Origin of the sequence: Burkholderia sp. BCC0044 (genome assembly GCF_902832955.1) — a bacterium.
Lineage (GTDB): Bacteria > Pseudomonadota > Gammaproteobacteria > Burkholderiales > Burkholderiaceae > Burkholderia.
Genome location: NZ_CADFDO010000005.1, coordinates 24,387 through 37,657, shown reverse-complemented (window position 1 = coordinate 37,657; position 13,271 = coordinate 24,387). Strand labels below are relative to the sequence as shown.

The 13,271-nt window shown below is 71.7% G+C and carries 14 protein-coding genes; 4 read left to right on the top strand and 10 right to left on the bottom strand.

Annotation, left to right across the window (positions count from 1 at the left end):
• Positions 1-110 precede the first annotated feature (110 nt).
• Together phbB and HWX14_RS28130 are read left to right on the top strand one after the other, a co-directional pair.
• Entirely contained in the window at positions 111-854 is a 744-nt protein-coding gene (gene phbB / locus HWX14_RS28135; RefSeq protein ID WP_175885631.1) for an acetoacetyl-CoA reductase, read from the top strand.
• 106 nt (positions 855-960) lie between these two features.
• Positions 961-1,167, top strand: coding sequence for a hypothetical protein (locus HWX14_RS28130; RefSeq protein ID WP_175885630.1), 207 nt, complete (start codon positions 961-963; stop codon positions 1,165-1,167).
• A 90-nt stretch (positions 1,168-1,257) separates the two neighbouring features.
• Here the strand turns inward: HWX14_RS28130 and HWX14_RS28125 are convergent, their stop codons facing one another.
• The 10 genes from HWX14_RS28125 to HWX14_RS28080 form a co-directional block, all read right to left on the bottom strand.
• Positions 1,258-1,584, bottom strand: coding sequence for a hypothetical protein (locus tag HWX14_RS28125; protein WP_175885629.1), 327 nt, complete (start codon positions 1,582-1,584; stop codon positions 1,258-1,260).
• A complete protein-coding gene (locus tag HWX14_RS28120; RefSeq protein ID WP_175885628.1) occupies positions 1,581-2,084 on the bottom strand; it encodes a hotdog family protein in 504 nt (167 codons plus the stop codon). The genes HWX14_RS28125 and HWX14_RS28120 overlap by 4 nt, the downstream gene beginning before the upstream one ends.
• The gene (locus HWX14_RS28115; protein ID WP_175885627.1) at positions 2,081-2,899 is read right to left on the bottom strand and encodes a beta-ketoacyl synthase chain length factor; all 819 of its coding nucleotides are present in this window, start codon (positions 2,897-2,899) and stop codon (positions 2,081-2,083) included. The genes HWX14_RS28120 and HWX14_RS28115 overlap by 4 nt, the downstream gene beginning before the upstream one ends.
• An 8-nt stretch (positions 2,900-2,907) precedes the next feature.
• Complete coding sequence (locus HWX14_RS28110; protein WP_175885626.1) at positions 2,908-4,131, bottom strand: beta-ketoacyl-[acyl-carrier-protein] synthase family protein; 1,224 nt, start codon at positions 4,129-4,131, stop codon at positions 2,908-2,910.
• Between the two features lie 63 nt (positions 4,132-4,194).
• Positions 4,195-5,079 carry a polysaccharide deacetylase family protein gene (locus tag HWX14_RS28105; protein WP_175885625.1) on the bottom strand — a complete coding sequence of 295 codons (885 nt, stop codon included), beginning with the start codon at positions 5,077-5,079 and terminating at the stop codon, positions 4,195-4,197.
• A complete protein-coding gene (locus HWX14_RS28100; RefSeq protein ID WP_175885624.1) occupies positions 5,076-7,544 on the bottom strand; it encodes an MMPL family transporter in 2,469 nt (822 codons plus the stop codon). The genes HWX14_RS28105 and HWX14_RS28100 overlap by 4 nt, the downstream gene beginning before the upstream one ends.
• Positions 7,544-8,188: an outer membrane lipoprotein carrier protein LolA gene (locus HWX14_RS28095; protein WP_175885623.1), complete on the bottom strand. Its 645-nt coding sequence runs from the start codon at positions 8,186-8,188 to the stop codon at positions 7,544-7,546. The genes HWX14_RS28100 and HWX14_RS28095 overlap by 1 nt, the downstream gene beginning before the upstream one ends.
• A complete protein-coding gene (locus HWX14_RS28090) occupies positions 8,185-9,162 on the bottom strand; it encodes an acyl-CoA synthetase (RefSeq protein WP_175885622.1) in 978 nt (325 codons plus the stop codon). Before HWX14_RS28090 ends, HWX14_RS28095 begins: the two co-directional genes overlap by 4 nt.
• Complete coding sequence (locus HWX14_RS28085; protein ID WP_175885621.1) at positions 9,159-10,910, bottom strand: acyl-CoA synthetase family protein; 1,752 nt, start codon at positions 10,908-10,910, stop codon at positions 9,159-9,161. Before HWX14_RS28085 ends, HWX14_RS28090 begins: the two co-directional genes overlap by 4 nt.
• A gap of 59 nt (positions 10,911-10,969) precedes the next feature.
• Positions 10,970-11,623 (bottom strand): hypothetical protein, encoded by a 654-nt coding sequence (locus tag HWX14_RS28080; RefSeq protein WP_175885620.1) that lies wholly within the window; start codon positions 11,621-11,623, stop codon positions 10,970-10,972.
• A 549-nt stretch (positions 11,624-12,172) separates the two neighbouring features.
• Between HWX14_RS28080 and HWX14_RS28075 the strand changes: the two genes are divergently transcribed.
• Both HWX14_RS28075 and fabG read left to right on the top strand, forming a co-directional pair.
• Positions 12,173-12,457 (top strand): phosphopantetheine-binding protein, encoded by a 285-nt coding sequence (locus tag HWX14_RS28075; RefSeq protein WP_175885619.1) that lies wholly within the window; start codon positions 12,173-12,175, stop codon positions 12,455-12,457.
• A 90-nt stretch (positions 12,458-12,547) separates the two neighbouring features.
• A complete protein-coding gene (gene fabG, locus HWX14_RS28070) occupies positions 12,548-13,264 on the top strand; it encodes a 3-oxoacyl-ACP reductase FabG (RefSeq protein WP_175885618.1) in 717 nt (238 codons plus the stop codon).
• Positions 13,265-13,271 lie beyond the last annotated feature (7 nt).

The following is a 13,271-nucleotide window of genomic DNA, read 5'->3' as shown; positions in this document are numbered from 1 at the left end:
GTGCTGCGCCCGCGACGCGGGCGGCTGCGCATCGAAGCGGTGGGGCGGCAGCAGGTGCGATGCCGTCGCCCCGCCTTTCATCGATTACTTTTTTGTCGGTAATTCATAGTATGACTAAGCGAATCGCAGTTGTGACAGGTGGGATGGGCGGCCTCGGCGAGGCGGTCAGCATCCGGTTGAACGACGCGGGTCACCGGGTAGTCGTCACGTATTCGCCGAACAACGCCGGCGCGGACCGCTGGCTGACCGAGATGCATGCGGCCGGCCGCGAATTCCATGCGTATCCGGTGGACGTGGCCGATCACGACTCGTGCCAGCAATGTATCGAGAAGGTCGTGCGGGACGTCGGCCCGGTCGACATTCTCGTGAACAACGCGGGCATCACGCGCGACATGACGCTGCGCAAGCTCGACAAGGTCAACTGGGACGCGGTGATCCGCACGAACCTAGATTCCGTGTTCAACATGACGAAGCCGGTCTGCGACGGCATGGTCGAGCGCGGCTGGGGCCGCATCGTCAACATCTCGTCGGTGAACGGCTCGAAGGGTTCGGTCGGCCAGACCAACTACGCGGCCGCGAAGGCCGGCATGCACGGTTTCACGAAATCGCTCGCGCTCGAGGTCGCGCGCAAGGGCGTGACGGTGAACACGGTGTCGCCGGGCTATCTCGCGACGAAGATGGTCACCGCGATCCCGCAGGACATCCTCGACACGAAGATCCTCCCGCAGATTCCGGCGGGCCGGCTCGGCAAGCCCGAGGAAGTCGCGGCGCTGGTGGCGTACCTGTGCTCGGAGGAGGCCGGCTTCGTGACGGGCTCCAACATCGCGATCAACGGCGGTCAGCACATGCACTGACGCACGGCGGCCCGCACGCATTCGCGCGCGGGCGGGCCGCGTTCCCCCTATCCCGTGCCGGAGCGGCGGCAGGCGCGCCGCTTCGGCCTCGCATTCCGGAGAACGCATGGGCGACACCTGGATAGGATTCGTGATCGGCGGCTCGGCACTGGCCGTCGCGCTGACGATGGCGATCTCGCTCTACTGGCTCGAGCGGCGCCGCGCGCGGCTGCTGCGGAACTTCGATCATCGCGATTGCTGGCTCGTCGCATACGGCAAGTGCTTCGCGCGCCGGCCGGCGAGGTCGCCACGCCGCATGCGCGGTGCACGCTGACGGCGGCGCCGACGCGTCGCAATCGGTGAGCGGTCGATCAGCGGTCACGCCCCGCGCGCATGCCGTCGGCCCCGCGCGCGGGATGCGTGATCAGTTCTTTTCGCGCTTTCCAGCCGGCTCGCTCGCGTCGTTCTTGTGGAAGACCCGCTTCGTCGTGCGCTTGGTGGCCTCCCAGCCTTCGCGCGACGCATGGGCGACGCCGTGCCCGACCGCCTTCGCGGCGCTCGCGGTCGCGTGGCCGAAGCTGCGTGCGGCCTCGCCGGTCTTGTGCGCGGCTTCCTTCGAATCGCGCTTGATGTCCTGCTTCACTTCCGACATGTCCGCGTGTGCGAGCGGGCTGAGCAGCGCCAGGACGAGCGCGGCGCCGATGAACTGACGAACTTTCACGACCGGTTTCCTTGAGGTAAGCCTCGTCATCGAGGATTCGGGTGGCCGGCAGGCGCCGGTTGAAACGCGCCGGCGGCCGACGCGTCGAGCATCACCGCCGCGCGGCCGGACAGCAGCACGCGCTCGCCGCAGCGCAGCGCGAAGCCGTACAGCACCGAGCGGGCGTCGCCGCTCACGCGTTGCGCGTCGACGGTGAGCGGCGCGTCGAACGTGTCGAGCCGGTCGACGAACGCGTCGACGTTGCGCACGCTCGCGAGATAGCCGACGCGCGGGCGCGCTTCGTGCGCGCCGAGCAGCGCGCCGTGCACGGCCATCGCCTGCGCCGCGTATTCGATGCCGCACACCGACGCGAGCCGCCCATGCGCGCGCAGCGGGTTGTGCGGATCGCGGTGGCTCGTCGCGGTGCAGCGAATTCGTTCGGCATCCCACGCATCGACCGAATCGAGCACGCACATCGCGCCGGCGTGCGGAATATGCGCGGCAATCCACGCATGGTCGAGCGGCGGGGTCAATCCGACCGTTGCGGTCATCGCACGCGCTCCGCGAAGGATTCGGACATCGCGACGTCGATCTGCACGCGCGCATCGTCCAGGTAGTCGAGCACGACGCGCGTCGAGCGCCGCGCGGCGAGCGCATCGAGCAGCGGCAGCACGCGGGCGGCTGGATGGCCGGCGCGCAGCGCGTCGAGTCCGGCATGCGCGAGCGTCGTCGCCGGCGCGTCGGTGAGCTGCACGTCGATGCGGGCGAGCGCGCGTTCGCTGGCCTCCGGCGCGAACACGAGCCCGACGCCGAATGCGTCGTCGATCGGCCGCACCGCGCGCAGCGGTTCCGGATAGTCGGTGTCGTACGCGATCAGCAGGCTCGGCGCGCGATCGACGACGACCTGGCACAGGCTTTCGAGCAGGCCGGCGGCAAAGCTGCCGTCGTGCGCGCACAGCACGTTCGACGTCGCCGTCGCGCGGGTCGCGATGCTCCAGTAGCCGGCCGGCGCGTTGTGCACCGAGTTGTGGAAGCGGGTCGGCGACAGCTGGCGATCGTCGCCGGCCAGCGTTTCGCAGATCGCGTGGCAGTTCTGGCCGTCGCCGCCGGATGCGCTGAACACGGTCGCGAGCGTCGCGGCGTCGCGGCCGCTCGCGGCCACCGCTTCGTGGCCGACCGCGAGCGCGGTGCGCACGACGGGCCCCGTGCGGCGCCGTTCGGCGGACGGCAGCCCGGCCGGCGGCGGCAGCTCGGTGCGGGCCGGCACGTAGGGTGCGCGGCCCGCGAGCACGTCGGCCGCGTGCGGCCAGTCGCTCAATCCCGGCCCGACGAGGCCGATGCTTTCGATGAAGGCGGTGAGTGTCATGGCGGGCCTCAGCGGCGGGCGCGACCGGCCACCCACTGGGCGCGGCCGAGGATCAGGCTGCAATTCGTGCCGCCGAAGCCGAACGAATTGGAGAGGACGGCGCGCACGCGCGTGTCGCGGCTCGCGAGCACGTAATCGGCTGCGAGCGCCGGGTCGGGCTGCGTCGTGTTGACGCCGGCCGGCACGAACTGCTCGCGCAGCGCGAGCGCGGCGACGATCGCCTCCAGCGCGCCGGCCGCGCCGAGTGTGTGGCCGGTCGCGCCCTTCGTCGAGCTGCACGGCGTGCGGGCGAACAGCGCGCCGAGCGCGCGGCTTTCCGCTGCATCGTTGCTCGGCGTCGCGGTGCCGTGCAGGTTCACGTAGTCGATATCGTGCGCGCCGAGGCCGGCAGACGCGAGCGCCTGCTCGATCGCGGCGCGCGCGCCGAGCCCTTCCGGATGCGGCGACGACATGTGGTGCGCGTCGCTCGATTCGCCGATGCCGAGCAGCAGGATCGCGTCGTCGTCGAGCACCGCGGGCGGGGCAGGGACGCGTTCGACGAGCGCGAACGCGGCGGCTTCGCCGATCGAGATGCCGTCGCGTGCGACGTCGAACGGCCGGCACGGCCGGCGCGACAGCAGTTCGAGCGAGTTGAAGCCGTACAGCGTGGTCAGGCACAGCGAATCGACGCCGCCGACGACGGCCGCGTCGATCAGTCCGGCCTCGATCATGCGGCGCGCGGAGCCGAACACCTTCGCGCCCGACGAGCACGCGGACGAGATCGCCATCGCCGGCCCGCGCAGCGCGAAATACGCGCGCACGAACGCGGCCGGCGAATACGGGTTGTGCGTGTGCGCATAGCGGAAGTCGGCCGGCAGCGCGCCGCTCGCCGGGTCGCGGCGTTGGTACGCGCGTTCGGTTTCGAGGATGCCGGCCGTGCTCGTGCCGACGAACACGCCGACGCGTGCGGCGCCGTGGCGCGCGACCGCCGCCGCGACGCGCGCGTCGAAGCCGTCCTGCGTGAGGCCGAGTTGCGCGAGCCGGTTGTTGCGGCATTCGAAGTCGGCGAGATCGGCGCGCACGGGTTGCGCATCGACGCCGTCCACCGCGCCGATCCACGTGTCGAGATCCGCGCGCTCGAAGTTGCACGGCACGAGGCCGCCGCGGGCGTCGCGCAGCGCATCGAGGGTCGCGTCGAGGCCGCGGCCGATGCAACTGGTGGCGGTGAAGTGCGAGAGCAGGAGAGGGTTCACGAGGGTCGCATCCGGTGGCCGGAACGGGCGCTGCGGCAGGGCCTGCACGCGCGCCGTTCGAGGTCAGATTTTATCAAACGGGGGTGCCGGAACGCCCGGCTGGCCCGACGGTTCAGGCACGAGCGCCGCGCGCAGGGTGGTGCAGTGCAACTGCGCGTCGGCGGCCGCGCGCAGCACCGCGGGCAGCACGTCGAGCACGACCGGTTCGCCGCGCGCATCGCGCGCCGCATGACCGTCGTGGACCAGCAGGATGTCGCGCGCATCGAGCCCGTGCAGCAGGCGGCGCGTGACGGTCGAGGCGTCGCGCGCCCGCGTGTCGAAGCCGCGCCGCGTCCAGCTCGCCAGTTGCAGGCCGAATTCGCACAGCACCGGTTCGAGAAACGGATTGCGCAGGCCGGCCGGCGCGCGGAAGAACAACGGGCGCGTACCGGCGATGTCGGTCAGCGTCTGCTGCGCGGCCGCGATCTCGCGCCGCAGCGCGGCCGGCCCCGACAGCGAGAACGTATGGCGGTGCCGCTGGCTGTGGTTCTCGACCGCGTGGCCGCGCGCGACGATCGCCTCGATCCACCGCGGATGGCGGCGCGCGAGATCGCCGATGCAGAAGAACGTCGCGCGTGCGCCGTAACGGTCGAGCAGGTCGAGCACGCGCGGCGTGACGTCCGGGTCCGGGCCGTCGTCGATCGTCAGCGCGATGCGGCGGCCCGCGCCGGCCGGCAGGCGCGTCCAGTTCGGGCCGAGCAGCGTGCTGCGCGGCCACAGGCCGGCGGCGGTCAATGCGAGATGCGACGCGACCACGCCGCCGACGGCCCACGGCCACGTGGCCGGTTGCGCGATCACGGCGGCGGCCGCACCCGCGTGCAGGGCGACCGTGCCGGCGATCAGCGGCGTCGGCTTCCAGCGGCGTGCGTCGCCGGTATCGCGCGGCGGAATGAAAGGCGGCACGTTCATGCGCGGCCTCCTCGTTCGTGATTGCCGGCCGCCGGCGCGGCGCGCGGCGCGAGAATCGCCGCGAACGCGAGCGCGAGCATCGCGCCGGGGCCGACGGTCAACCCGAAGGTTTCGAGCAGCGGCACGCGCGACAGCGCGAGCAACCCGAAGCCGGCGACCGTCGCGAGGTTCGCGATCAGCAGCGAGACGAGCGTGTACGGCGTGACGGGCTGCGCGTCGTCGCGCCTGCAGAAGAACAGCGCGTAGTTCGAGCCGACCGCGACGATCAGCAGCATCCCGACGAGATGCAGGATCGTCAGTTGCACGCCGGCGAGCGCGAAGCCGGCCGTCACGACCAGCACGGCTGCGACGAGTGGGGCGAGGGCGCGCAGAGCGCGGCGCGGCGAGCGCAGCGCGATCAGCAGCAGCACGGCGATCGCGGCGAATCCTGCGAGCGACAGCCGGATGTCCTCGTGCACGTAGCTCACGTACAGGCGATCGGCTTCGGCCTTCATGTCGACGAACAGCGCATCGGGCACGCCCGCGCGCGCGACGGCGGCGCGAATCGGCGTGGCGTCGAGGCTCGACGCCGGCTGCGCGGCGCGCGCGGCGTCCGGCGCGCGCAGCGGCAGCATCGCGCTCCAGCGGCCGTCGCGTTCGGTCAGCAGCGCATCGACGGCGAGCGCCATCGACGTGCCGCGCAGGTCCGCGCGCGTCAGCAGCGGCGCGTGGCGCGCGGCGTCGACATCGGCGAGGAACGGCGCGAACAGGTCGGGTTTCACCGCGATCGGCTGATGCGCGACGGCATCGCGCATCCGGGCGGCGAGTGCATCCGCGGCCGGCAGGCTCGCCTGGCGCGCGCGCTGCGCGGCGTCGCTCGGCAGGTAGCGGGCGGGATTTTCGAAACCGCCGAGCGCGCCTCGGTCGACCAGCGGCTGCAATTGCGCGGCGACCTTTTCCGCGCCTTCGAGCGCGGCCTGTTCGGTCGGCGCGGCAATCACGACGAGGTCGCGCACGTCGGGCGCGCCGACATCGGCGCGCAGCCGCGCGTCGAGCGCTTGCGCTGGCGCCGGCACGGGGCTGAGCGCGGCGAGTTCGCGGCTCCACAGGCCGTCGCGATGCAGCACGAGCGTCGCGCATGCGGCGACCACCAGCACCGCGAGCGGCCAGCGCAGCCGCGGCGCGGCGTCGGCCGCGCGCGCGAGCACGGCGCCGACGCGCGATACGTCGCGGATCGCGACATGCTCGCCGCGCAGGTGCGGCAGCACGAAGCGCGTGACGAGCGCGGCGGCCGTCAGCCCGACGATCGAATAGAGCCCGAGTTGCACGAGGCCCGGGAAGCCGGAGAACAGCATCGACGTGAATCCGCACACGGAGGTCAGCACGCCGAGCCGGATCGTCGGCCAGTATGCGGCGACCCACGCGCGCGTCGCGTCAGCCGGGCGCGCCGAACCACGCGTGCCGGCCTGCGCCGATTGCACGAACAGGTAGATCGAATAGTCGACGGCTTCGCCGATCAGCGTCGTGCCGAACCCGAGCGTCAGCCCGTGGACCGTGCCGAACGCGACGCTGACCGCCGCGATCCCGGCCGCGATGCCCGTCAGCACCGGCAGCAGGCCGAGCGCGAGCGTGCGCGGCGAGCGGTACAGCGTGAGCAGCAGCGCGACGATCAGCACGACGCTCGCCGTCGACAACCGTTCGACGTCGTGCCGGATCGTGTCGCGGGTGTCGACCGAGAACACGCCGGGGCCCGTCATCGCGAGCGTGGTGCCGGCCGCGTTCGGCACGGCCTGCGTCGCGGCCGCGAACGCGCGGCGCACGGCGTCGATCGCGCGGGCCTGCGCGTCGGTATCGGAGCCGGCGGCGGCCGTCTGCACGACCAGCACCGCGCGCGTGCCGTCGCGCGACGCCCACACGCCGTCGCGGCTCGCCGGTTGGGCCGCGCTGTCGAGCCCGTCGACGAGCGCGGCGACTTCGCCGGTCGGGTCGCGCGGCAGCATTGCCTTCGCGACGAGGCCGGCCGACGACGCCAGCAGGTCGAGGCTGTCGCCGAGCGCCTGGTGCAGGCCGTCGGCGCTGAAGCGCTGCGGCGTGACGGCCGGGCTCAGCAGGTAACGATGATCGAAGATGAATTGCCGGTCGCGCGCGTCGTTCGCGGCTTCGCCGTTGTGCACGGCCGCGAACTGCGGATCGGTGCGCAGCGTGCCGGCAACGCGCCGCGACAGCGCGGCGCGTGTGCCCGCATCGCCGCCGTCGATCGCGACGAGGATCAGGCGCGACACGATGCCGTCGCGCAACTGGTCGACGAGCACGCGCTGCCCGGCGCTCGGCGCATTCGGCAGGAACGCGGACAGGTCGGCCGTGAACTGCGCGCGCCCGATCGCGATACCGCACACGACGAGCGCGAGCAGCCACGCGAGCACCGCGCGCTGCCGCCACGCGGGCACGCGGCGGGTGACGGGCGAGGGGCGCGTGCGATCGTCCATCAGTTCGCGTTCGCCGCGACGGGTTGCAGGCGCATCACCGAACGATCGCCGTCGGCCTGCCGGATCGCGACGCTGCGCAACACGCCGCGCGTGCCGTCGAGCGTGATCGTGCTGACGACCTTCAGCATCCGCGAATCGAGCGGCGTGAGCGTCAGCGTCCAGTCGTCGCCGCGTCCGGACAGGGCGACCTTGTACACCTGTTCGAGCGCGAAGCGGTTGCCGGCGAGCGTCGCGCGGATGCTGTCGATGAACGCGCCGAGCTCCGGATAGCGCGCGAGCGCGAGCGTGTATTTGCGGTTGTTGCGCTCGACGGTGAGCATGTCGCCGTCGACGACGAGGTGTTCGGGCTTCGGGCGCAGCGTGTGCTTTTCCAGATGGTCGGGCGCGACGAACACCAGTTCGCCCGACGATTCGACCGGCTGCGCGGCGATCGACAGAGTCTTCGTCTCGGTGAAGGTCGCGCGGCCCGACTTGTGCTGCGCGAGCGTCGACATCAGCCGGTCGAGGGTCCATGCCGAGCCGGCATCGGCCGCGTGCGCGGGCACGGCCAGCGCGATCGCGGCGGCGGTGGCGGCGAACACGCGGGCCACGCAGGCAACGTGGTGCGACGAGAACGGAAACAGGCAGCGGCGAACGGCGGTCATGCGTCGGAATCCCTCGTGGCGGGCAGCTCGGCACCGGCATGCAGTGCCTCGCGGCGCACGGCCGCGGCCTCGCCGCCTTGCCAGAAATCGAAATAGTTGAACCAGTTGTACGGCGCCGCGCGGCAGTACTTGTCGAGCAGCGCGACGTAGCGCGCGAGCGCCGCATCGACCGCCGCCGCGCGCGCATCGCGCCGCACGTCGGAGAAATCGGCGAGCGTCTCGAAGTGCACATCGTAGCGGTTGCCGTCGCGATAGAGGCCGGTCATGAAGATCACCCGGCGCTTCAGCATCGCGGCCATGTAAAGCGGCCCGAGCGGGAACGCGGCCGGCGCGCCGAGCAGCGGCACGCGCCGCAGCGACGCGGCCGCGTCGTCGAGCAGCGTGCGGTCGGCGAGCATGCCGACCATGCAGTTCGCGTCGAGGCGCTCGCGCACCTTCAGCATCGAGTCGACCTGCCCGAGCGGAATGACCTCCGGTTGCGCGGCCGGGTTCACCGCGGCGAGCGTCGCGTTGATCTTGCGCGCGTTCTTCTCGTACATCGTGACGACCACGCGCAGGTCCGGGTGCGTGCGGCCGATCGCGCGCACGACCTCGAAGCTGCCGAGGTGCGCGCCCATCAGGAACGCACCGCGCCCGCCCGCGAGCGCGTCGTCGACGAGCGTTTCGCCGTGCAGCCGGATGTCGAACAGGTCGAAGCGCCCGTTCATCAGGTAGACGCGATCGTGAATCGTCGCCGCGAACGTGAACACGTGCCGGTACACGTCGCGCCAGCGCGCGGGGCGGCCGAGCACGCGACGCAGGTAGTCGCGCGACGCCGCGCACGCGGCCGGCGAGAACAGCACGAAGTACGTCGCGATCAGGTGCAGCACGATGCGCGCGCGCTGCCGGCCGAAGCGCAGCGAGATCCACGTCATCGCGCGCAGCAAGCTCGCGTTGCTGCGCTCCTGGCGCTCGGCCCACGCGGTGCGCTTCATCGCTGCGCGCCGTCCTGCGCGGGCGGCGGCGCGGACAGCACGCCGGTCGCGACTTCGCGCGACCCCGCGCGCACCGTGAAGCGGATCGCGCCGCTGGCCGCGGCGTCGTACGCGAGCGCGAGCGGTTCGCCGGGCGCGACCGGGCTCAGGAATTTCGCGGACCCGAGCCGCCACGTGTGCAGCGGACGGTTCAGCGCCGTGCCGATCGTATGGATCGCGTGATCGAGCAGCACGACGCCCGGCACGACCGGATGGCCGGGGAAATGGCCGGGCAGCGCGGGATGGTCGGCGGCAATCGTGAACGCGAGTGCGGGCATGCCGGCCGACTCCTGCTCGGCCGTCGGCGCGGCCGTTGCGGTCGCCGCGCGCGCATGGTGCGCGACGAGCGCGGCCAGCACGTCGCGCGGCAGCTTGCCCGTTTCGTTGCGCGGCAGCGCATCGACGAACACGAGTGGGCGCGGCATGAACGCGGGATCGATCCGCTCGCGCAGCGCGCGTTGCAGATCGGCGGCCGCGAGCGTCGGCGCGACGACGAGCGCGACGAGCCGCGTGACCGGTTCGAGCGCCGTGTCGCCGTGCGCCGGCGCGGCTTCGTCGGGCATGAAGAACACGCCGTCGACCACCTGGGCAATCGCATTGAGCTGATGGTTCAGGTAGGCGAGCGACGTGCGCTTGCCGGCGATGTTGACGAGATCGGCCTTGCGGCCGTGCAACAGGAACCGGCCGTCGCCGAGCAGTTCGAGCGCATCGCCCATCGGCACCGGCGCCTCGACGTGCCCGCCCGATACCCACACGGTCGGCCCGCTGTCGTCGGCGTCCGGTTCGTCGCGCGCGTCGAGCCGGATGTCCGGGAACAGTTCCCACGCCGCGCCTTGCGACGTGCGTCGGGTCGCGATCTGGCCGGTCTCGGTGCTGCCGTAGATCTCGACGAGCGGCGCGTCGAGCGCGGCCTCGGCTTCGCACGCGAGCTTTTCCGACAGCGGCGCGGTGGCCGACAGCACGAGCGCCGCGCGCGGCAGCGCATGGCCGGCCGACAGCAGCGCCCGCAGGTGGATCGGCGACGTGACGAGCACGCGCGGCTGCGGGATCGCGTCGAGTTCGTCGCGAATGTCGCCCGGGTAGAACGGCTGGCGGTTGCTGAACGCGAGGCCGCCGAGCAGCGCGAGCAGCACCGTCGACTCGAAGCCGTACATGTGCTGCGCGGGCACCGTGCCGATCAGCGTGGCCGCGCGGCCGTCGAGCAGCCCGAGGCGGTCGGCCGCCGCGCGCACGCAGCCGACCAGGAAGCCCCAGGTCTTGCGGTGCGGCACCGGCTGGCCGGTCGAGCCGGACGTGAACACGTACGCCATGATCCGCGCCGCATCGATCTGCGGCACGGCGAACGGCGCATCGCTTGCGAGTTCGCCCGGCGCGGCATCGGGATACGCGAAGCGCGGCAGGTCGATCGTGCAATCGGGCGCGTCGTGCAGGCAGAACGCGTCGGGCGCGAACGACGCGAGCTGGCGGACCATTTCCGGCGTGTGCGTCGACGGCAGCAGGCTGATCTTGCCGGCGACGAGCGCCGCGCACAGGCTGACCGCGAAGCGATAGCGGTCGCGGCACACGTTGAACACGTGACCGCCGGCGGGCAGCGCGGCGGCCACGCGCGCGACGTCGGCGACGAACGCGCGCACGGTGACGGGCGAGCCGTCGCGCCAGGCGATCGTCTGGTCCGGCGAGGAATGGAATACCAGCGGGTGAGTCGGCATAAATCGGTCAAGACGGGAACGAAGGCCGGCGCGGCCGTGCGGCCGCGCCGGTCATGAATTCATCGCGACGCCTGCGATGCGTGGGTCGACGCGCGATACGCGCGCACCGCGTCGACCATCCGCGGCCGCGGCTCGTGCGGCAGCGCGACACGCCGGCACGCATGCTCGGCGGCGAACATCACGGCGACGAGCGGCAGCGACAGATAGTTCGCGAAGGTCGACCACGTGACGATCGGCGCGGTCGCGAACAGCAGCGTCGACACGACGGCGATCGCGACGAAGAACAGCGTCCACGCGAGCGTGATCTGCCGCGTGTAGCGCGCGACGGCCGGCGTGACCGTGCCGTGGATCATCGCCGCGAAGCGCGTGCACAGCGGCACCTGGCCGGCCACGAGCGTGCGGCCGAACAGCAGCGCCATCGCGACGTTGAAGCTCGCGTGTTCCAGATACAGGCCCCATTCGAAGTGCTGCGCGAGCGGCGCGCGCGCGGCCCACAGCGCGGCGGCGGCCAGCAGCCAGGCCGGCACGAGCCACGCGCGCCGCGGCGAGCGCAGCGCCACGCCCAGCGCGAGCAGCAGCGGCGGCACGAGCGCCATCGCGAGGCCGAAGCCGTGCGCGCCGGGCGTCGCGCTCGCGTAATGCGCGCCGGCTTGGTAGGCGGCCACCGCGCCGACCGCGGCGACACCGCGCACGACGGGCAGCAGCCGGCTCATCGGCAGCCTCCGGGCGTGCGGCGTGCGCACCGGCCGGCGGCCGGGTGGCAGCGGCTGACGGACGGGCGAACCGGAACGGAGCGCAAGGGCGGACGCGACATGACTGGAAACATCGGGCGGATCGTGGCCGGACGCGGTGGTCGGGCCGTCAAACATCATATGAATGGCGGCCGGGACGCGGGGTCCGGGCCGGTGGTCGGGCATGCTCATTTTAGGGCCGCGGCAGTGCGGGTTCGGGGCGGCCGCGACCGGGTTTTGTAACCGATTGTATGGCACCGGACGAACGGTTTCGCGGGGTCGGTCCATTTCCATCCAAAGCGGCTCAAGCGTCTCGTGCATTCGCGTCCGAAACGGGCCGCCGCGGCGGCTCGCCAGTCTTGTAACCATTCGCGGTATACGACCCGATACCCTTCGTCTAGAATCCGCGTAACTTTTACAAACAATCCCCCAACGACGCAGGCGGGGAAGCCGGCAGAGGCCGGAGGGACGGAGATTCGCACGCGCCGGGCGTGCACGACGGTCGTCGTTTTCCGGGCGCCTCCCGCTGTCATGGGCCGCCTGCACGCACGCATGATGAACGCACTGGAACAAGAGCTCGCCACGCTGATCATCGGCGAATTGAATCTCGAAGACGTCCCGCTCGACACAGTGACGGCCGACACCCCGCTGTATGGCGAAGGTTTCGGGCTCGACTCCATCGACATCCTGGAAATCGCGCTGCTGATTTCGAAGAAGTACGGCTTCGAACTGCGCTCGGACAATCCGGACAACCAAAAGATCTTCGCGACGCTCGGTGCGTTGGCGGCCTACGTCGCCGCGTATCGCACGAAGTGACGCAACAGTGAAGACGGCACGCGGCTGCGCTCGACGGACGACGCGCGGCCGCGTCGATCGAGGTGACAACGCGATGAACGGAGCAATTCGATGCGGGCGCTCGTGACGGGCGGCAGCGGCGCACTCGGGCAGGCGATCTGCACGGCGCTCGCGCAGGCCGGCCATGAAGTGTGGGTGCATGCGAACCGCCATCTCGCGCAGGCGCAAGCCGTCGCGCAGCAGATCGTCGCGGCCGGCGGCGCCGCGCACGCGATCGCGTTCGACGTGACCGACGCCGATGCGACGCTCGCCGCGCTGAAGCCGTTCATCGACGATGCGCCGGTGCAGATCCTCGTCAACAACGCGGGCATTCACGACGACGCGCCGCTGGCCGGCATGTCGCACCGGCAGTGGCACAGCGTGATCGACGTGACGCTCAACGGCTTTTTCAACGTCACGCAGCCGCTGCTGCTGCCGATGATCCGCACGCGGCGCGGACGGATCGTCAACATCGCGTCGGTGGCCGGCGTGACCGGCAATCGCGGGCAGGCCAACTACGCGGCCGCGAAGGCGGGGCTGATCGGCGCGACGAAGTCGCTGTCGCTGGAGCTCGCGTCGCGCGGCATCACCGTGAACGCGGTGGCGCCCGGCATCATCGCGTCGCCGATGGCCGACCAGGCGTTTCCCGCCGAACGCATCAAGCAGCTCGTGCCCGCGCAGCGTGCGGGCCGGCCCGACGAAGTCGCGGCGATGGTCGCGTATCTGGTATCCGACGCCGCGGCCTATGTGACGGGGCAGGTGTTGTCCGTCAACGGCGGGCTCGCATGACGAAGCG

Excerpts from the sequence above, each read along its gene's own strand:
- phbB (WP_175885631.1), top strand. The coding sequence starts at position 111 with ATGACTAAGCGAATCGCAGTTGTGACAGGTGGGATGGGCGGCCTCGGC.
- HWX14_RS28130 (WP_175885630.1), top strand. The coding sequence starts at position 961 with ATGGGCGACACCTGGATAGGATTCGTGATCGGCGGCTCGGCACTGGCC.
- HWX14_RS28125 (WP_175885629.1), bottom strand. The coding sequence starts at position 1,584 with ATGACGAGGCTTACCTCAAGGAAACCGGTCGTGAAAGTTCGTCAGTTC.
- HWX14_RS28120 (WP_175885628.1), bottom strand. The coding sequence starts at position 2,084 with ATGACCGCAACGGTCGGATTGACCCCGCCGCTCGACCATGCGTGGATT.
- HWX14_RS28115 (WP_175885627.1), bottom strand. The coding sequence starts at position 2,899 with ATGACACTCACCGCCTTCATCGAAAGCATCGGCCTCGTCGGGCCGGGA.
- HWX14_RS28105 (WP_175885625.1), bottom strand. The coding sequence starts at position 5,079 with ATGAACGTGCCGCCTTTCATTCCGCCGCGCGATACCGGCGACGCACGC.
- HWX14_RS28100 (WP_175885624.1), bottom strand. The coding sequence starts at position 7,544 with ATGGACGATCGCACGCGCCCCTCGCCCGTCACCCGCCGCGTGCCCGCG.
- HWX14_RS28095 (WP_175885623.1), bottom strand. The coding sequence starts at position 8,188 with ATGACCGCCGTTCGCCGCTGCCTGTTTCCGTTCTCGTCGCACCACGTT.
- HWX14_RS28090 (WP_175885622.1), bottom strand. The coding sequence starts at position 9,162 with ATGAAGCGCACCGCGTGGGCCGAGCGCCAGGAGCGCAGCAACGCGAGC.
- HWX14_RS28085 (WP_175885621.1), bottom strand. The coding sequence starts at position 10,910 with ATGCCGACTCACCCGCTGGTATTCCATTCCTCGCCGGACCAGACGATC.
- HWX14_RS28080 (WP_175885620.1), bottom strand. The coding sequence starts at position 11,623 with ATGAGCCGGCTGCTGCCCGTCGTGCGCGGTGTCGCCGCGGTCGGCGCG.
- HWX14_RS28075 (WP_175885619.1), top strand. The coding sequence starts at position 12,173 with ATGGGCCGCCTGCACGCACGCATGATGAACGCACTGGAACAAGAGCTC.
- fabG (WP_175885618.1), top strand. The coding sequence starts at position 12,548 with ATGCGGGCGCTCGTGACGGGCGGCAGCGGCGCACTCGGGCAGGCGATC.